This window comes from Niastella yeongjuensis, from assembly GCF_900110245.1.
Lineage (GTDB): Bacteria > Bacteroidota > Bacteroidia > Chitinophagales > Chitinophagaceae > Niastella > Niastella yeongjuensis.
In genome coordinates this window covers 238,607-256,057 of the sequence record NZ_FOCZ01000010.1, presented here as the reverse complement: position 1 = coordinate 256,057, position 17,451 = coordinate 238,607, and the positions used below count along the sequence as shown (strand labels likewise).

Here is a 17,451-nt window from a genome sequence, read left to right as displayed (position 1 = left end):
GTTATAATAACATTTTTAAAGCTTTCTCCAATCCAACTATCAGCTTGTCTACTTCTTCTTTGGTATTGTACATGGCAAAGGAAGCCCTGATGGTGCCGGGTATACCATAACATACCATCAGTGGTTGTGCGCAATGGTGACCGGTCCTTACTGCTATTCCCCGGTTATCGAGCAAAATGCCAATATCCTGCGGATGCACTTTATCGATCACAAAGCTCACTACGCTTACTTTATTGGGCGCATTACCAATGATGGTTACACCGGGTATTTGCTTCAACAGGCCAGTAGCATAGGCCAGTAACTCGTTCTCGTGGTGGCGAACCTTTTCCTTACCGATCTTTGTTACAAATTCAAGCGCTGTCTTCAGCACGGCGGCATCGCCAATATTGGGAGTACCGGCTTCAAATTTATAAGGCAGGTCGGCATAGGTTGTTTTTTCCAGCGTCACTTCCTTGATCATTTCTCCCCCACCCTGAAACGGCGGCATGGCTTCCAGCAAATGCTTTTTACCATACAATACGCCAATACCGGTTGGGCCATATACCTTATGGGAAGAGAATGCAAAGAAATCACAATCCAGTGCCTGTACATCTATGTCCAGGTGAACGGTTGACTGTGCGCCGTCTACCAGCACCAGGGCGCCGGCCTGGTGCGCCAGTGTAATGATATCTTCTACCGGGTTCACGGTCCCCAATGCATTGGATACATGCACTACGGATACCAGTTTTGTTTTTGAACTCAGCAGCTTTTTATATTCATCCAGCAACAACACACCGTCGCGCTGCGGGATCATTTTCAACACGGCGCCTTTTTCTTCGCACAGGATCTGCCAGGGAACAATATTGGAGTGGTGTTCCATCTCCGTAATAATGATCTCGTCCCCTGCTTTTATATTTTTACGCCCCCAGGTATACGCTACCAGGTTAATGCCTTCGGTAGTACCCCGGGTAAAGATGATCTCTTCTCTTGAAGATGCATTTATAAATTGCCGGGCGGCATTGCGACTGGCTTCAAAAAGCGCGGTTGCTTCTTCGGCCAGCGTATGTATACCCCGATGCACGTTTGCATTATAGTTGGTATAATAATCAACCAGTGCATCAATCACCACTTGCGGCTTCTGAGTCGTAGCGGCATTATCAAAATATACTAATGGCTGTCCTTTCACCTGCCGGTTCAGCGCCGGGAACTGTTGCCGTATGGCCTGTACATCCAGTCCCTTTGTTATGGTGTTGCTTTCTATCATGCTAAATCAAATTCCAAACGTTCTGAAATCAGTTTATCAACATACTCGCGAATGGGGGCCAGTTTTATCTGCTCCAGAATATCAACTGCAAACCCGTGTAATAACAATGATTTGGCAGTGGCTTCTGAAATACCTCTTGAACGCAGGTAAAACAAACTCTCCTCATCCAAACGGCCAATGGTACAACCGTGCGAACATTTTACATCGTCTGCAAAGATCTCCAGCTGTGGCTTGGTGTTTACACTGGCGTTTTCAGACAGTAACACGTTCTTATTGCTTTGGTAGGCATTCGTTTTTTGCGCATCCTGCCGTACAAAGATCTTTCCATTGAAAACACCGGTGCTTTGATCATCTAACATGCCTTTGTACAGCTCATTGCTTTCGCAATGGGGTTTGGCATGGTCTACCACCGTATGGTTATCGATATGGCTTTGTCCCTGTTGTAAATAGATGCCGTACAAATGCGCTTCGCAATATTCTTCATCCAGTACAATGTTCAGGTTATTACGTACCAGACCTTCATTCAGGGATACGGTAACAGTATGCGTAACGCATTTACCGATCTGTTGAATATGGGTGGTAGCTACCTGGCTGGCGTGTGACGCATCGGTTTGTAATTTATAATACTCGGTGATGGCATCTTTCTCTACCACGATCTCGATCACGCGATTGGTAAAGCTTTCCTGTGTACCCAGGGTATTGAAGGTTTCTACAAATTTCACCTGTGCATTCTCGCCAACATATACCAGTGTACGGGGTTGTGCCAGCACATTGGCCTGGCGCGCATCGGTGATATTATAAATGTAGATGGGGTGCTCGATGATCTGGCCTTTTTTGATGTGTACAAACACACCATCCTGTACAAAGGCAGTGCTCAGGGCATTGATGCCATCTTTTAAATAATTGCTGCTATGCCCCAGGTGTTTTGATACTATATCCTTGTATTCGTTCTTTGAAGCTTCCTGTAACGATTGTACAGTTAACCCTTTTGAACGGATCACAGACAGTTCAGGAGAAAAGTGCCCGTTTATATAGAACAGTTCATTCGCCTGCTCATAGGCTGGTAAACGCAGGGGCGCCAGGTCGGCTGCGCTGAAAGCGCCGGCTGTATGGTACTTGTATTCTTTATTGAAGAAACTGCCGATACGGGTATACTTCCACTCTTCATGGCGGGTAGTAGGAATACCCATTTTATTTAAAGCATCAAATGCCTTCTGACGAATAACGCCCAATCCATTCTGCTCGTTAACAACAGGAAGTTGATTAAACCGCTCCTTAATATATTCTAAATTGTTCATTGTGTAAGTTTTGTACTACGCTTCTGCTTTAAACTGTTCTTTGATAAAATCATACCCTCTTTCTTCCAGCTCGAGTGCCAGTTCTTTAGGGCCAGATTTTACAATTCGTCCATTGTACAAAATATGTATAACATCAGGAACGATATAATCAAGCAGGCGTTGATAGTGGGTTACTACCAGCACTGCATTATCTTTGTTGCGTAATTTATTTACGCCATTGGCTACAATGCGGATGGCATCGATATCCAGACCTGAATCGGTTTCATCGAGAATGGCCAGTTTGGGATTCAGCATAGCCATCTGGAATACTTCATTTCTTTTCTTTTCACCACCAGAGAAACCTTCGTTCAGTGAACGGCTCAGCAATGACTGATCGATGTTCACCATGGCCATTTTCTCTTTCATGAGTTTTAAGAACGCCACTGCATCCAGTGCTTCTTCGCCACGGTACTTACGTACTTCGTTCACCGCAGTTTTTATAAAGTTGGTAGTGCTTAAACCTGGTATTTCAACAGGGTATTGAAATGCGAGGAACAAACCTTCACCGGCTCTTTCTTCAGGAGATAATTCAAACAGGTCTTTACCAGCAAAGGTAACGGAGCCATCTGTTACAGTGTAATCTTCACGGCCGGCCAGTACAGACGCCAGGGTGCTTTTACCAGATCCATTCGGTCCCATGATGGCATGCACTTCACCTGGTTTAATTTCGAGGTTAATACCTTTCAAAATTTTCTTCTCGTCAATACTTGCATGCAAGTTGTGAATTGATAACATAATAAATGATATAATTTAATCGTGAAACTTCGGCCTCCCCCCGACCCCCTCCGGTGGAGGGGGAGGAATACAGCCTCGCGCTATTATTTTAAACTATTAATTTTCCAACCCTGTCAACCTGTTAACCTGCTTCGCCTGCCGAAGCCTTGGCGTAGGCGGGTCAACACGTCAACTTAACCAACACTACCTTCCAAACTAATCGCCAGCAGCTTCTGCGCTTCAACGGCGAACTCCATGGGTAACTGGTTCATTACTTCCTTGGCAAAACCATTGATGATCAGGGCAACGGCTGTTTCGGTATCGATACCGCGCTGGTTGCAATAGAAGATCTGGTCTTCACCAATTTTTGAAGTAGTGGCTTCATGCTCTACTACAGCCGAATTGTTCTTCACTTCAATATAAGGGAAGGTATGCGCGCCGCATTTGTCACCTAATAATAAGGAGTCGCACTGTGAGAAGTTACGGGCATTGGCCGCGTTCTTACCCACATGTACCAGACCGCGATAGCTGTTCTGGCTTACCCCGGCCGAAATACCTTTCGATACAATACGGCTGCGGGTATGTTTACCCAGGTGCATCATTTTTGTTCCGGTATCGGCCTGCTGGTGGTTATTGGTAACGGCTACTGAATAAAACTCACCTACTGAATAATCACCTTTCAAAATTACGCTGGGGTATTTCCACGTAATGGAGGAGCCGGTTTCCACCTGCGTCCAGGAGATCTTGGAATGGGCGCCCTGGCAAATACCGCGTTTGGTTACAAAGTTGTAAATACCGCCTTTGCCATCTTTATCGCCGGGATACCAGTTTTGTACAGTTGAATATTTGATCTCGGCATTTTCATGTGCAATCAGTTCAACCACGGCAGCGTGTAACTGATTTTCATCACGAATAGGAGCTGTACATCCTTCGAGGTAGCTAACATAGCTGCCTTCGTCGGCAATCAAAAGCGTGCGCTCAAACTGACCGGTACCTTCTGCATTTATGCGGAAGTAGGTTGATAATTCCATGGGGCAGCGAACGCCTTTGGGGATATAGCAGAATGAACCGTCGCTGAATACAGCAGCGTTCAGGGCCGAGAAAAAGTTATCGGTAATAGGCACTACCGAACCGATGTATTTTTTTACCAGTTCAGGATGCTCCTGAATGGCCTCGCTGATAGAGCAGAAGATAATGTCCAGTTCAGCCAGTTGTTCCTTAAAAGTGGTACCTATTGATACGCTGTCGATCACCGCATCGATGGCCACACCGGAAAGGCGTTTTTGCTCATCGAGCGAAATACCCAGCTTTTCGAATGTTTTGCGTAATTCAGGATCAATTTCATCGAGGCTGTTGACCTTCTTTTTCTGTTTAGGGGCAGAATAATACTTAATACTCTGATAATTAATGGGGTCATATTTAATATTGGCCCAGTTAGGCTCCTGCATCTTAAGCCAGTGGTTATAAGCTTTCAGGCGCCATTCCAACATCCACTCCGGTTCATTTTTTTTGGCTGAAATAAAACGGATGGTATCCTCATTTAGTCCGGGAGGTGCTTCATCCGCTTCAATTTCCGTTACAAAGCCATATTTGTAATCACTGAGAACCGTTTTTTCAATTGCACTAAGCTCATTGTTCATAGCAAATCTTTTGAATTGACCTATTTTCTGTTTAGGAGCACAAAGGTACGACAATCTATACTAAAAAGTATAAACAGGGATACATCATTTCTTTTTATTGTGGGATAGTTATTATTTATCAAGACAAACGCTGATTATCAATTGATTTTAGAGAAATGGCCCTAGTGATCGGGCACTAACTGATAAGTCGGTTCAGCGGGTAGAATATTGTACAGGAAACCTGTTTGCGGCGCAAAGGTAGGTCAGAAACCCGTTTCTGCATCAGCGACATCAAAATTTGGGTTATTAAACATGGACAAAGTGTAGACAAGGCCAATAAACCGGTGGTTTTCATAGCGAAATGCACAATAGACTTCTACTTTTGTTCTTCTTTCGTACGCTAAATTTCATTTCCCTATGGATGGATATGTTGGTGAGATCCGCTTATTCGCAGCAGACTTTGAACCCCAGGGTTGGGCATTTTGTCATGGTCAGTTCCTGGCCGTAAGTCAGTATCTCGAATTATTTTCAGTAATCGGTAATACTTATGGCGGTGACGCCATTACTACTTTTGCCCTGCCCGATTACCGCGGAAGAGCTCCCATTGGTTTCGGCAGCGGGAATTCACTTTCCACCTATACCCTGGGCCAGCAAACCGGTACAACGACCAATACCTTAACCACCGACCAATTGCCCGCACACACGCATCAGATAATCGGTTCCATTGCTGCCAGTGCTTCTACCCAGGCGCCTGACTCAGATTCGCCTATGGGTAATTATTTCGCCAGTGGCGACGGTACCGCCAAATTCGATAGCCAGCATGACGGCGTTACCATGAATTACAATATTACGTTGAACAACTCGGGCAACAATACGCCCCTTGATAACAGGATGCCTTTTCAGGCCATTCACTACATTATTTGCCTCTCGGGCATCATTGCTACCACCTAATTCAGTTTTATCAAAAGTATATTATGGATAATGTTATTGGTGAGATCAAGTTGTTTGCCGGCAACTTTGCCCCTGCTGGCTGGGTATTTTGTGATGGCCGGTCATTGAATCCTGGCGACTATGATAACTTATTTCAATTGATCGGCACCACCTACGGCGGCGACGGCATCAACGACTTTAAAGTTCCTGATCTGCAAAGCCGGGCGCCCATTGGCGCCGGCCAGGGAGTGGGGCTCCCCAATTATAACCTGGGCGAAACAGGCGGCACGGAAACAAATACGTTGACTGTAAATAATTTGCCCACCCACACGCATACCTATAATGGAACCGGCTTACTGGTGTCGAGCGAAGATGGCCACAAAACAAGCATTGCCGGCAACTACCAGGCAGTAAACGGTGATTATATCTATTCAACGGTGGCCAATACCCAAATGGCTGCCCAGCCCACTGCCCTCACCATTTGGGGTGTAGGCACCGCTGTTCCCAATGCCATCACTAACTTAAAGCCTTACCTGGTCATCAGCTATATTATTTGTTTCGATGGCATTATTCCGCAACCCTAACCTAATATTATCATTATGGATGGCTATATAGGAGACATTAAATTATTCGCAGGCAACTTTGCACCCAAGAACTGGATGTTCTGTCAGGGCCAGTTGCTCTCCATTGCAACAAACACCGTTGTATTTTACGTCCTGGGCACCCGGTATGGTGGTAATGGCACCACCAACTTTGCACTACCCGATCTGCGTAGCCGCATGCCTGTGGGTGCCGGCCAGGGCGCCGGGTTAAGCGCCTATTCCGTGGGACAAAAAGGAGGAGTAGAAACGGTTACCCTACAGCCGAATAATTTTCCGGTACATTCCCATACCCTGCCCAACGTTGGCATGAATTGCTATACAGGCTATGGAAATACCGACGTACCTTTTAATAACTACCCGGCCAGGATCCCCGGGAAAAACATGTATGCGACTACGATGCCTTCAGGCACCACCATGCCCACGGTACAAAGTGTTCAGCAAACCTCAAGCGCAGGAGCCGATACGCTCACCCCAATAAACCTTATTCAACCGGTACTGGCAATAAATTTTATTATTTGTGTTCAGGGACAATTACCAATCTCTACCATTTAACATCTTTTGTTTCATTTCTACGCCCCAAACCTTCATACATGAAAATGATCTCCAGGATAATTCCCTCCTGCTATTTTGCTTTCTTGCTACTAGCCCATAACAGTCAGGCGCAAAACAATTTGGCAGCCGGCAGCCTTTCCTTCATCAGTTACCAAAGCGATAAAGATCTCTCCAATACAGATAATGGCGGCACCACCGCTTTCACTGACCGGTTTTCGATTGTGGTCATGAACCAGGCCGGACTGGCAGCCAACACCGTTATTTATTTTACCGATAATGGCTGGAATGCCAGTACGGGAAATTTTATTACCGGGCTTTCTGAAGGCTTTATAAAATGGACAGTACCAGCAGGCGGCATCCCCTTCGGCACCCAGATCTATTTTATCAGCAAGTACATTGACCCTGTTACCAGTTGGGGCGCTTATAGTGATGAAAAAGGCACTACGGCTGCAGGTATTGTAACTACCGAAAGTGGCAGTAATTACATGGAACTGAGCACCGGCGGCGACCAGGTACTTGCCTATCAAACCGGCCCTGTTCGCGGACCGGCCAGTACTTATGATAACGCTGCCCGGCGTTTTATTACAGCCATAAATGCCAATATAGAAACGGGAACAACAGTCGCTGGGTGGGACAACCATCCGGCCGGTGGGCACCAAAGCAGTCTCCCTCCTGGCTTAAGCAACGGAAATGCTATGCTGCTGGCCCTATACCCGTCACTTTCAAATGAAATAGATAATGGTAAATTATTTTTTATCCCTACCAGCACAGGATGTCAAAACCAGATATCTCAAACTATTAATGATATTTTAAACTGGAATTTACAGGATGTGGCTTTTAACCCTGATAACACTGTAGACAACCATACCTATAACCTTACCCCAGGCGCTGTTATTACCGTGAATCCCATTGATGTTACCAAGTGCCAGGGCATCACTGCCTCGTTCAGCGCAACGGCTGATTACACCGCCAGCTACCAATGGCAGCAAAGCGCAGACGCTGACTTTACTACGCCGGTAGATCTTACCAACACCGGTGTTTATAGTGGAACCACTACCAACACCCTGAACATTAAAAATAATGAAACGTTGGGAGGTCAGTATTTCCGCGTGATCGCTACTGGTAATAATTGCGGTTCTACTGCAGCCAGTGAGGCTGCGCTACTTTCACTTAGCCCCATTATAATGCCGGGCACTTCCACTACTTATACCCAGGCGGCTGACGACAATAACTTTTTTTATGTGAATACCTCCTGCGAGCTTATTGCAAGGGTTGAGCCCGCAGGCGCCAGTCCTGTCACAGGCAATGTTACCAGTCAGGTATGGATTGAAAATTCAGTGCCCACTTATGGCGGCCAGCCATTTGTAGCCAGGCATTACCAGATCCTGCCTGTAGCCAATGCAGCTACCGCAACAGGCACCATTATCCTGTATTTTACCCAGGCCGAATTTGATGCCTTCAATGCAGCTCCCGCCAGTACGTTTAAATTGCCCACAGGACCCAACGATGCTGCCGGGAAAAGCAATTTGCGGATAGGAAGATATACAGGCAATAGCAACGATAACAGCGGACTACCCGGTTCCTATCCGGGGAATGTCACGGTTATTATACCCCAAAATGTTACCTGGTCTGCAACAGACAGCCGTTGGCTAATTTCCTTCAATGCTACCGGCTTTGGTGGTTTTATTGTTCAAACCTCCTCGATTGCCCTGCCGGTAAACCTGCTCACCTTCAACGGCCGGTTAATTAACGACGATATGCACCTGCAATGGAAAACAACCAGCGAAACCAACAACGACTATTTTGACATCGAGAGAAGCTTCGATGGTAAAACCTTTGCAGCGATAGGCCGGGTTGCCGGCAATAACGGAACTACCACACAAACTTATAATTGGATTGATGCCGGGGCCGCAAACCTACATTCAAAACTATACTACCGGCTTAAAATAGTAAGTACAAGCGGGGAGGCTGAATATAGTGCTGTTGTTATCATTTCGGCAAATACTGCTGGTTCTCCTGTTGTTAGTGTAACGCCCAATCCGTTTACCAGCCAGGTAAATGTAAACCTGCAGTTGCAGGCAGCAGCACAACTGACGCTTACACTCAACGATGTAAAGGGGAAAAAACTAAAAAGTGAATATATAAACGCAGCAAAAGGCTTCAGTACCGTTTCGCTTTCGGGATTGGGTAATCTTATGCAAGGCATGTACCTGCTCAGTGTTCAATACAATGGACAAACCTATACTTACAAATTAGTAAAATGACAACTACTATGCGTCGCCGCGACTTTTTATATAACACCGGTTTATTGATCCCTGCGCTGCTGGCAGCACCAGCGCAATTGTTGGCAACCCAAAAAACCATCAAAACAAACCTGCTGGTCATACAACCGGCAACCGGTGCATTCAACCTGCCTGTGCAGGGACAAATATTAAAAGCAAGTCAAATCAGTCAGCTGGAATATTCACGGGAAGGTTTTCTCGTTACTACCAGAGATAATACTTTATTACAGGTTCCTAAAATTATTATGCATGCTTCTATGCTGTCAAACATTCAACCATCGTCATTGGAGATCAATACCGGACAGCAAAGTTTCCAACTGAACTGGGCGGCAGCCAAAGCGCAACATAAAATAATCCCGGAAGTCTGGTGTTTGCAAACGCGGCAATTCACTGACAGTAAAACCATTTTAACCCGTAAAAAGCATGCGCTCATATGCCTGTCGGAGGCATAAAAAAAGCAGGCTGGTTGAATTGCAAATTAACCAGCCTGCTTTTTACGAGATTGTAGACTTTAAACAACTGGTGATGGTGGTCCCGGTCAATGCAGCTGGCGTTCCTACATCAACCCAACTGCTGCCATCATATGTTTTTACAGCAATGTTGTTGCCATTTGAAGGATTGCCATAAGCCACATATGGCGCGCCCGTACCGTCTACGGTTATTGCAACATCATTGCCATTGGCAAAACCTTCCGGCCCAAAAAAACGCCCCGCTAAAGTATGAAACCCCAGACGCCTGTAAAATTCCATCCCTGAGAATATCCTCATTCTTCATTGGTATTTTTCACACCAGCACCTTATCGGTTACCTTTTCAACCGGTACATTTTCTTTTTTGGTACCTATGATCACCCGCATCACGGCATCGTAACTCAGGTAATTCCAGATCCAGTTAATAAATACCAGCAGGCGGTTCTTGAAACCGATAATTGAAAACAAATGCACAAACAGCCAGATGAGCCAGGCAAAATAGCCCTGGGTACGAATTTCTTTATTAAAGATTTTCACATCGGCCACGGCTTTATTACGGCCTATGGTTGCCAAAGAGCCCTTATCGGTATATACAAAGGGTTTTAGTGGTTTGCCTGCTATCAGTTTGGGTAAATTCGCACCCAGCAACCGGCCCTGTTGCAAGGCAGGCTGGGCCAGCATCGGATAACCATCCGGGTTTTCAGCAGTGATCATTTCAGCAATATCGCCAAGAGCAAAGATGTTCTCGTATCCTGCTACCCTGTTATATACATCTACCTTCAGTCGGTTGCCACTGGTAATACAGGCAGGATCCAAACCTTTAATGGGTGCTCCGGTAACACCAGCCGCCCAAATGAGCGTACGGGTGATCAGCTTTTCACCATTATCTAACAACACCGTATACCCATCGAATGACTTAACGCGGCGGTTCAGCCATACCTGTACACCCGCCTCCTGAAGAAACTGCAACGCCTCGGTAGAAGCTGCATGCGACATACCCTTTAACAAATGATCCCCACTTTGGATCAGGTGGATATCCATTTTTATAAAATCCAGTTCCTTGTAATCTTTCGGGAATACATGTTTACGGAGTTCGCTTAATGCTCCGGCAATTTCAACCCCGGTAGGGCCGCCGCCTACAATTACAAAGTCCATCAAACTATTCAGCTGTTCCTCATCGCCTACCTGTAAGGCCTTTTCAAAATTGCAGATAATGGTATTGCGCAACATCAGCGCATCTTCCACACTCTTCATGGCAATGGCATGCTGTTCTATTTGTTCATTGCCATAATAGTTGGTAGTGGCGCCGGTGGCAATTACCAGGTAATCATATTGTACCAGCCCTATACTCGTTTCAATAATGCGGTTAACCGGGTCAACAGCTTCTACTTCTGCCAGCCGGAAGAACGTATCGTTTCCCTTTTCAAGAATTTTTCGGTAAGGATATACTATGGAAGGAGCATTCAACCCGGCGGTGGCCACCTGGTACAACAAAGGCTGAAAAGTATAATAATTGTTTTTGTCGATCAATACTACCTGCAATGAGGCTTTCGACAATTTTTTTGCCAGTTCAGTTCCTGCAAATCCGCCGCCTACAATTACTACTCGGGGATGTACTGATACCGGTAATTTTGCCAGGGTTGTTGTCACTGTATTTTGTTTTTAGCATTCAAAATGCAGTGCAAGATACATGACAAAAAGTTTACAACATACCCTGCAAAACCTTCCATACATTTTCGGCAACTATCTTGTGCCCTTCGGGGTTAGGGTGAATGCCATCAGACTGGTTTAAATGACTGATACCGCCCACATTTTCGAGCAGAAAGGGTATAAGGTCCACATGATTATTGGCGGCCAGTTGTTGAAATACCACCCTAAAGGCGGTTGCATAATTACGTCCCATATTGGGCGGCACCTGCATACCAGCCAATATTATTTTAACATTAGGATATTTCTCCCGCACCCGGTCAATAATGGCCTGCAGATTTTTGGATGTTTCTGCAATGGGAATACCGCGCAGCCCGTCGTTGCCGCCCAGTTCCAGCACAAAAACGTCAAGCGGTTGTCGCAGGATCCAGTCAATTCTGCTTTTACCACCAGCCGTTGTTTCACCACTTAATCCGGCATTAACCACTTTATAGGGCAATTCCAGTGAATCTATTTTATCCTGCACCAGGGCGGGAAAAGCTTCTGAAGGATCTACGCCATACCCGGCAGTTAAACTGTTTCCGAAAAATACAATCGTTTTGGCCTTTTCTTTTTTGGCATTCCCAGGCAATTGTTCCCTTTTTTGTTTGTTGGTATCATTTGCTTTTTCCTCATTATTATTGCCGCAACGGCTTAATAATGCCAACGCCAGCACCCCAACAAATAAATAATTTCTATTCATATGATTCCTCCTTTTATTTGTCACTTTTTTCCGCCTGTAAGTTTATACCCAAAATAACATTAATTTAAGCAACATTCTCACCTAATAATTGTAATAAAAAGTTTAAAGGCGTAACTTATTATTGGCAACATTTTGCAATTTCAACATTCACCATGGAAACCATCCTCAACGTAAAGAACGTAAGTAAAACGTACCAGGGCGCCGGCCAACTGCTGACGGTACTCAATGATGTGAATTTTTCGGTAGAAGCCGGTTCCACGGTATCTATTGTGGGTCCGTCGGGCAGTGGTAAAACAACACTCCTCGGTTTATGTGCCGGTCTCGACCGTTCCAGCAAGGGTTCGGTAGAACTGAATAACATCAAACTCGATCAACTGAGTGAAGATGAACGGGCACAGGTGCGCAATCGTTATGTTGGGTTTATATTCCAGAACTTTCAATTACTGCCTACCCTTACAGCACTTGAAAATGTGATGGTGCCCCTGGAATTGCGGGGTGAAAAGAATGTGCGGGCCCGGTCAATGGCCCTGCTGGATAAAGTGGGACTGCATAACCGCATGCATCACTACCCGGCCCAGCTATCGGGCGGCGAACAACAACGGGTATCCCTGGCCCGGGCTTTTGCCAACAATCCTAAAATATTATTTGCCGATGAACCAACCGGCAACCTCGATGTGGAAACCAGTGACAAAGTGATCAAACTCCTGTTCGATCTGAACCAGGAAGCTGGTACTACTTTAATAATTGTAACGCATAACCTCGAGCTGGCTTCCCAAACCAAGCGTATTATCCGAATCAAAGGCGGACATCTTGTAGCAGACGAATTGAATTAAACAAACAACCGGATGGATATAGAAAGGTTCAAATACAAAAGACGACTCCGTTTCGGGTGGTTGCTGAAAATGGCATGGCGCGACAGCCGGCGTAACCGCTCCCGTTTATTCCTGTTTGTATCCTCCATTGTATTGGGGATTGCGGCGCTCGTAGCTATCTTTTCACTGGGCGATAATGTGCGAAGCGATATAGACTCCCAGGCTAAAACCCTGGTAGGCGCCGACCTGGTTATTGAAAGCAATAAAAAGATAAGTTCCCGCATCCGCCCCCTGCTCGATTCCCTGGGCGATCAGCGTTCTGTTGAACGCACCTTCGCCTCCATGATCTACTTTACCAAAAACGACGGCACCCGCCTGGTACAGGTACGGGCACTTGAGGGCGATTATCCCTATTATGGTGCCATTGAAACCACCCCCGCGCGTGCAGCCAGGGGCTTTCGCAAAGAACGGCAGGCATTGGTTGATAAAACCTTAATGCTGCAATACAATGCGAAAGTGGGCGATTCCATTCAAATTGGCGATGTAACATTTGCCATTGCCGGTGTTATTACCAAAGCGCCGGGCCGAACCGGTATTTCCACCACGGTAGCGCCACCTGTTTACATTCCGCTTAAATACCTCGATTCAACAGGCCTTATTCAAAAAGGCAGCCGCATTGCTACCTCTTATTACTATAAATACAACCGCCCAGCTGAAATAGAAGGCGTTATTTCGGATATAGAACCCCGTTTAGATAAAGAAGGGCTCGACTATGACACGGTAGAAGAAAGAAAAAGAAATACCGGCCGGGCTTTTGAAGATTTCAACCAGTTCCTTACTCTTATCAGTTTTATAGCCTTATTGTTAGGCTGTATCGGCGTGGCCAGCGCCATTCATATTTACATCCGCGAAAAAATTGCCTCCATCGCTATCATGCGATGCCTGGGTGTTAATTCCATACAGGCATTCCTGATCTATTTGATACAGATCGTTGGCATTGGGTTAATAGGTTCCATACTGGGTGCAGCGCTGGGTATAGCCATTCAGCAGGAACTGCCCGCCGTGTTCAAAGATTTTTTACCGGTGCAGGTAACTACTACTATTTCGTGGAAAGCCATTTCACAGGGTATTATTTCAGGGGTGGTGATCTCCCTGTTATTTGCCATACTGCCCCTGGTAAGTGTGCGTAATATTTCACCGCTGTATACGCTGCGTTTGTCGGTTGAGCACATAAAACTGCGCGATCCGTTTAAATGGCTGGTATACGCCCTCATCCTGTTTTTTGTGGCCGGGTTTACCTGGTGGCAGATCCACGACTGGCGGCAGGCCATCCTATTCACGGGTAGCATACTGGTAGCCTTCCTGCTGTTAGCAGGCGTAGCCCTTATTCTTCGCTGGCTGGTACGCCGCTTTTTCCCTGCCTCCTGGAATTACCTGTGGCGCCAGGGGTTTGCGAATTTATACCGGCCCAATAACCAAACCCTTATTTTGATCGTCACCATCGGCCTGGGCGCCGCCTTCATCGGCACCCTGTATTTTATCCAGGACATACTCATTAGCCGGGTAACGTTATCGGGCAGCGGCAACCAGCCCAATATGGTGTTGTTCGATATTCAAAACAGCCAGCGCGATAGTGTGGCAGCCCTGGCTAACAACTATAAGCTGCCCGTTATGCAGCAGGTGCCCATTGTTACCATGCGGGTAGAAGAGATCAACCACCAGACCTCAGCCCAGGTAAAATCAGATTCAGGATCCGGCTTTCGTACAGAAGCCTATGAGTGGGAGTTTCGCGTAACCTATCGCGATACCTTGACCAGTTCTGAAAAACTGACCTCGGGTAAATTATATGGGCCGGTTACCTCGCCCGACGAGGTGATCTTTATTTCCATGGAGGACAGGTATGCCAAACGCATCCATGTTAACCTGGGCGATCATATTATCTTCAACGTACAGGGTACGCTTATCCCTACTGTAGTGGGCAGTTTTCGTACGGTTGACTGGCAGCGGGTGCAAACCAATTTCCGGGTAGTATTCCCCACCGGTGTGCTGGAAGATGCACCGCAATTCCATGTGCTGGTGACCCGGGTGCCATCTCCCGAAGTATCTGCACGCTTTCAACAGGCCGTGGTAAAAAAGTATCCGAACGTATCTATCATCGATCTTAACCTGATACTCACGGTACTCGATGAAGTGCTCGACAAGATCGGCTTCGTGATCCGGTTTATGGCCGGGTTCAGTATCATTACCGGGTTAATAGTGTTGATCGCCTCCGTACTCATCAGCAAGTTCCAACGCATACAGGAAAGCATTTTGTTGCGCACACTGGGCGCCAGCCGCAAACAAATACTGTTCATTACCGCCCTGGAATATTTCTTTTTAGGCGCTCTGGCCGCAGCCACCGGTATATTATTATCGATGGCAGCCAGCTGGGCATTGGCGAAATACAGTTTCAAGGCGCCGTTTACGCCACACTGGTTGCCGGTTGCCACTCTGTTTGCAGCCATCTCTCTGCTAACAGTGATCATTGGCCTGTTCAACAGCCGGAGTATTTTAAACAAACCGCCACTGGAAGTATTACGTAAAGAAGTCTGATACGCTAAACAGAGAACACTCTGCCCTCTGCCTCGCCCGCCGGAGCCCTGGCGTAGGAGGGCCTTCTGCCCTTCAGCGTATTGCAAATACCAGCCGCATCCCATAAGGGACGGCGGCCACTACCATGGTACTTTTTTTAGGGGTAAGTGTGCCTGCGCGGAATATGCCCCAACTATGGCCATATTCGCCATCGGGTTCGTTATACAGGTATTCTTCTTTATACCGTAAGCCTAACCCAATGTAAAATTCAAAGAACCATCGATAGTTCCTTGATAAAAACAGTTTTCCTCCAAATAAAATTTGCCCGCCAACAACCCGTTTTTGTATCTGGAATTCCTTTAATTCCCGATTGGCTGGCGGATTATTCATTGCATCGTTATCCATATAGTCATTGATGGTATAGCGAACATTTTTATAGTGCATTTGCAGGTCAACATACATATTCCTGTATTTATTCAGATAAGCCCTGAATCCCGGACGTAAAATAAAGCCGCTCGCCTTATCAGCATTTTTAAAGTATTCCGAATAAAATATATAACCGGCATCCATAATGGCAGACCAGGTTTTGTTTAATCGAACCTCCCCGCCTATGGAACCATTCCCATCCTGGTTATCCAGTAACCCCAGAAAATTCATCCGGAGGCATATTTTACTGGTGTCGCCCGGCCAGGGTTTGCGCATTCTATGTTGGGAATTACCAACAGTTGTCACTAACAGCAACAGGCATAACAGACAGGTTTGGTACATTATTTATTCTTTTAGAAGTTTAAGGGATTGCATATACCAACCGCAATCCAAATGGCATGGCAGGAGAAATAGCCGTTTGTTTTCTTACTGATAAAATATTTTCATGAAAAAAAAGTGACCCTCCTGTCGGATAGCCGCTGTTGGGTTCCTCATGATAGAGCCATTCTTCTTTATAACGAAGACCCAACCCCCAGTATATTTCCAGAAACAACCGGGTGTTTCCCGACGGAAACAACTTACCTCCTATTAAGATCTGACCACCATAGATACGTCGCCGTACCTGGAATTTTTTATATTCCTCGTAGGTACCCACATTATTCACCAGGTCCTTTTGCAGCGAGTCATACACCTTATGCGTAACCCCTTTATAATGTAATTGCAGGTCGAAAAAAATATTTTTGTTTTTACCTGAATATAATCTGGCACCCGGGCGCAGTATAACACCGGTGGCTCTGTTTCCCCTGTACAACGTTGAATAGAAAATATAACCGGCATCCATGGTTATTGACAAGCGCTTGTTTAACCGCGCTTCTCCGCCTATGGAAATATTCCCACCCAGCAGATCTATTAAACCCATCGCATTTAACCTTAGATAAATTTTTCCGGAATCAATGGGCTTTGGTATGCCGTGATAAGTTGGCGGTGGGTAGTGTTGTGCATTAACATAGCCTGACACCAGCAAAAGCCGCAGGCATAATATATAGATCCGGCGCATTATTTAATTTTTGTGATGAGAGAAGGTTTCAGGCAGTTGCTGGGGTAAGTTGCTTTTTGAATCGGGTTAGAAATATCTTTAATACCATATCCTTGTGCCCGCAGGTCATTATCCATCGGAGTGCAGCGCATGAGGAGCCCTACGTCTGTGGCAGTTAGTATTGGTTGTTTCATGAGTTTAATTTGACTGTAGGTGACACCACGTTTTTAAAGGTTGTTGCAGCAGTTTGTGTAAGATACACCTGTTTAAGGATTCGTTAACTTTTGGGGAAATGTATCAACTTCGTTAACCTGTCAACCTGTTAACTGGTCAACCTCCTTAAACATTCAACATCAAACATTCAACATTAAACCCTACCTTCGCGCCCATCTTTAGAACCACCTCTTCCACAAACAAAAAGAAGGTTTACAAATGCCCAGGCATTAACGTGCACTGGCTCTGAAGATATT

At 46.0% G+C, this 17,451-nt stretch carries 17 protein-coding genes; 7 read left to right on the top strand and 10 right to left on the bottom strand.

What is annotated here, in order from left to right:
• Nucleotide 1: 1 nt before the first annotated feature.
• From BMX95_RS24945 to sufB, 4 genes are all read right to left on the bottom strand, one after another.
• Nucleotides 2-1,243 (bottom strand): cysteine desulfurase, encoded by a 1,242-nt coding sequence (locus BMX95_RS24945; RefSeq protein ID WP_081197103.1) that lies wholly within the window; start codon nt 1,241-1,243, stop codon nt 2-4.
• Nucleotides 1,240-2,541, bottom strand: coding sequence for a Fe-S cluster assembly protein SufD (gene sufD, locus BMX95_RS24940; RefSeq protein ID WP_081197104.1), 1,302 nt, complete (start codon nt 2,539-2,541; stop codon nt 1,240-1,242). The genes BMX95_RS24945 and sufD overlap by 4 nt, the downstream gene beginning before the upstream one ends.
• Before the next feature lie 15 nt (nt 2,542-2,556).
• On the bottom strand, nt 2,557-3,315 hold the full coding sequence (sufC, locus tag BMX95_RS24935; protein WP_081197105.1) for a Fe-S cluster assembly ATPase SufC: 759 nt from the start codon (nt 3,313-3,315) through the stop codon (nt 2,557-2,559).
• Nucleotides 3,316-3,488: 173 nt separating this feature from the next.
• Nucleotides 3,489-4,934, bottom strand: coding sequence for a Fe-S cluster assembly protein SufB (sufB, locus tag BMX95_RS24930; protein ID WP_081197106.1), 1,446 nt, complete (start codon nt 4,932-4,934; stop codon nt 3,489-3,491).
• A 396-nt stretch (nt 4,935-5,330) separates the two neighbouring features.
• On the opposite strand from sufB, the gene BMX95_RS24925 reads away from it, so the two are divergent.
• Genes BMX95_RS24925 through BMX95_RS24905 form a run of 5 tightly spaced genes read left to right on the top strand, consistent with a single transcriptional unit; the run spans nt 5,331 to nt 9,731 of the window.
• Nucleotides 5,331-5,864 (top strand): phage tail protein, encoded by a 534-nt coding sequence (locus BMX95_RS24925; protein ID WP_081197107.1) that lies wholly within the window; start codon nt 5,331-5,333, stop codon nt 5,862-5,864.
• Between the two features lie 23 nt (nt 5,865-5,887).
• Complete coding sequence (locus tag BMX95_RS24920) at nt 5,888-6,427, top strand: phage tail protein (protein ID WP_081197108.1); 540 nt, start codon at nt 5,888-5,890, stop codon at nt 6,425-6,427.
• A gap of 15 nt (nt 6,428-6,442) precedes the next feature.
• Nucleotides 6,443-6,997: a phage tail protein gene (locus BMX95_RS24915; protein ID WP_081197109.1), complete on the top strand. Its 555-nt coding sequence runs from the start codon at nt 6,443-6,445 to the stop codon at nt 6,995-6,997.
• A 38-nt stretch (nt 6,998-7,035) separates the two neighbouring features.
• Nucleotides 7,036-9,261 (top strand): T9SS type A sorting domain-containing protein, encoded by a 2,226-nt coding sequence (locus BMX95_RS24910; RefSeq protein WP_081197110.1) that lies wholly within the window; start codon nt 7,036-7,038, stop codon nt 9,259-9,261.
• On the top strand, nt 9,258-9,731 hold the full coding sequence (locus BMX95_RS24905; protein ID WP_090519611.1) for a hypothetical protein: 474 nt from the start codon (nt 9,258-9,260) through the stop codon (nt 9,729-9,731). Before BMX95_RS24910 ends, BMX95_RS24905 begins: the two co-directional genes overlap by 4 nt.
• Before the next feature lie 42 nt (nt 9,732-9,773).
• Here BMX95_RS24905 and BMX95_RS24900 read toward each other — a convergent pair whose 3' ends face one another.
• From BMX95_RS24900 to BMX95_RS24890, 3 genes are read right to left on the bottom strand one after another with little or no spacing between them, the layout of a single operon-like run.
• Complete coding sequence (locus tag BMX95_RS24900; protein ID WP_165758784.1) at nt 9,774-10,046, bottom strand: hypothetical protein; 273 nt, start codon at nt 10,044-10,046, stop codon at nt 9,774-9,776.
• A 16-nt stretch (nt 10,047-10,062) separates the two neighbouring features.
• Nucleotides 10,063-11,397: an NAD(P)/FAD-dependent oxidoreductase gene (locus BMX95_RS24895; RefSeq protein ID WP_207631452.1), complete on the bottom strand. Its 1,335-nt coding sequence runs from the start codon at nt 11,395-11,397 to the stop codon at nt 10,063-10,065.
• 52 nt (nt 11,398-11,449) lie between these two features.
• A complete protein-coding gene (locus BMX95_RS24890) occupies nt 11,450-12,136 on the bottom strand; it encodes an arylesterase (protein WP_081197113.1) in 687 nt (228 codons plus the stop codon).
• A 152-nt stretch (nt 12,137-12,288) separates the two neighbouring features.
• Here BMX95_RS24890 and BMX95_RS24885 point away from each other — a divergent pair, with 152 nt between their 5' ends.
• Both BMX95_RS24885 and BMX95_RS24880 read left to right on the top strand, forming a co-directional pair.
• On the top strand, nt 12,289-12,969 hold the full coding sequence (locus BMX95_RS24885; protein WP_081197114.1) for an ABC transporter ATP-binding protein: 681 nt from the start codon (nt 12,289-12,291) through the stop codon (nt 12,967-12,969).
• Between the two features lie 12 nt (nt 12,970-12,981).
• Nucleotides 12,982-15,540, top strand: coding sequence for an ABC transporter permease (locus BMX95_RS24880; protein ID WP_081197115.1), 2,559 nt, complete (start codon nt 12,982-12,984; stop codon nt 15,538-15,540).
• 72 nt (nt 15,541-15,612) lie between these two features.
• On the opposite strand, the gene BMX95_RS24875 is transcribed toward BMX95_RS24880, so the two are convergent.
• Genes BMX95_RS24875 through BMX95_RS35060 form a run of 3 tightly spaced genes read right to left on the bottom strand, consistent with a single transcriptional unit; the run spans nt 15,613 to nt 17,175 of the window.
• A complete protein-coding gene (locus tag BMX95_RS24875; RefSeq protein ID WP_081197116.1) occupies nt 15,613-16,287 on the bottom strand; it encodes a DUF3575 domain-containing protein in 675 nt (224 codons plus the stop codon).
• A 19-nt stretch (nt 16,288-16,306) separates the two neighbouring features.
• Entirely contained in the window at nt 16,307-17,002 is a 696-nt protein-coding gene (locus BMX95_RS24870; protein ID WP_081197117.1) for a hypothetical protein, read from the bottom strand.
• Complete coding sequence (locus BMX95_RS35060; protein WP_165758785.1) at nt 17,002-17,175, bottom strand: hypothetical protein; 174 nt, start codon at nt 17,173-17,175, stop codon at nt 17,002-17,004. Before BMX95_RS35060 ends, BMX95_RS24870 begins: the two co-directional genes overlap by 1 nt.
• Nucleotides 17,176-17,451 lie beyond the last annotated feature (276 nt).

Excerpts from the sequence above, each read along its gene's own strand:
- BMX95_RS24945 (WP_081197103.1), bottom strand. The coding sequence starts at position 1,243 with ATGATAGAAAGCAACACCATAACAAAGGGACTGGATGTACAGGCCATA.
- sufD (WP_081197104.1), bottom strand. The coding sequence starts at position 2,541 with ATGAACAATTTAGAATATATTAAGGAGCGGTTTAATCAACTTCCTGTT.
- sufC (WP_081197105.1), bottom strand. The coding sequence starts at position 3,315 with ATGTTATCAATTCACAACTTGCATGCAAGTATTGACGAGAAGAAAATT.
- sufB (WP_081197106.1), bottom strand. The coding sequence starts at position 4,934 with ATGAACAATGAGCTTAGTGCAATTGAAAAAACGGTTCTCAGTGATTAC.
- BMX95_RS24925 (WP_081197107.1), top strand. The coding sequence starts at position 5,331 with ATGGATGGATATGTTGGTGAGATCCGCTTATTCGCAGCAGACTTTGAA.
- BMX95_RS24920 (WP_081197108.1), top strand. The coding sequence starts at position 5,888 with ATGGATAATGTTATTGGTGAGATCAAGTTGTTTGCCGGCAACTTTGCC.
- BMX95_RS24915 (WP_081197109.1), top strand. The coding sequence starts at position 6,443 with ATGGATGGCTATATAGGAGACATTAAATTATTCGCAGGCAACTTTGCA.
- BMX95_RS24910 (WP_081197110.1), top strand. The coding sequence starts at position 7,036 with ATGAAAATGATCTCCAGGATAATTCCCTCCTGCTATTTTGCTTTCTTG.
- BMX95_RS24905 (WP_090519611.1), top strand. The coding sequence starts at position 9,258 with ATGACAACTACTATGCGTCGCCGCGACTTTTTATATAACACCGGTTTA.
- BMX95_RS24900 (WP_165758784.1), bottom strand. The coding sequence starts at position 10,046 with ATGAGGATATTCTCAGGGATGGAATTTTACAGGCGTCTGGGGTTTCAT.
- BMX95_RS24890 (WP_081197113.1), bottom strand. The coding sequence starts at position 12,136 with ATGAATAGAAATTATTTATTTGTTGGGGTGCTGGCGTTGGCATTATTA.
- BMX95_RS24885 (WP_081197114.1), top strand. The coding sequence starts at position 12,289 with ATGGAAACCATCCTCAACGTAAAGAACGTAAGTAAAACGTACCAGGGC.
- BMX95_RS24880 (WP_081197115.1), top strand. The coding sequence starts at position 12,982 with ATGGATATAGAAAGGTTCAAATACAAAAGACGACTCCGTTTCGGGTGG.
- BMX95_RS24875 (WP_081197116.1), bottom strand. The coding sequence starts at position 16,287 with ATGTACCAAACCTGTCTGTTATGCCTGTTGCTGTTAGTGACAACTGTT.
- BMX95_RS24870 (WP_081197117.1), bottom strand. The coding sequence starts at position 17,002 with ATGCGCCGGATCTATATATTATGCCTGCGGCTTTTGCTGGTGTCAGGC.
- BMX95_RS35060 (WP_165758785.1), bottom strand. The coding sequence starts at position 17,175 with ATGAAACAACCAATACTAACTGCCACAGACGTAGGGCTCCTCATGCGC.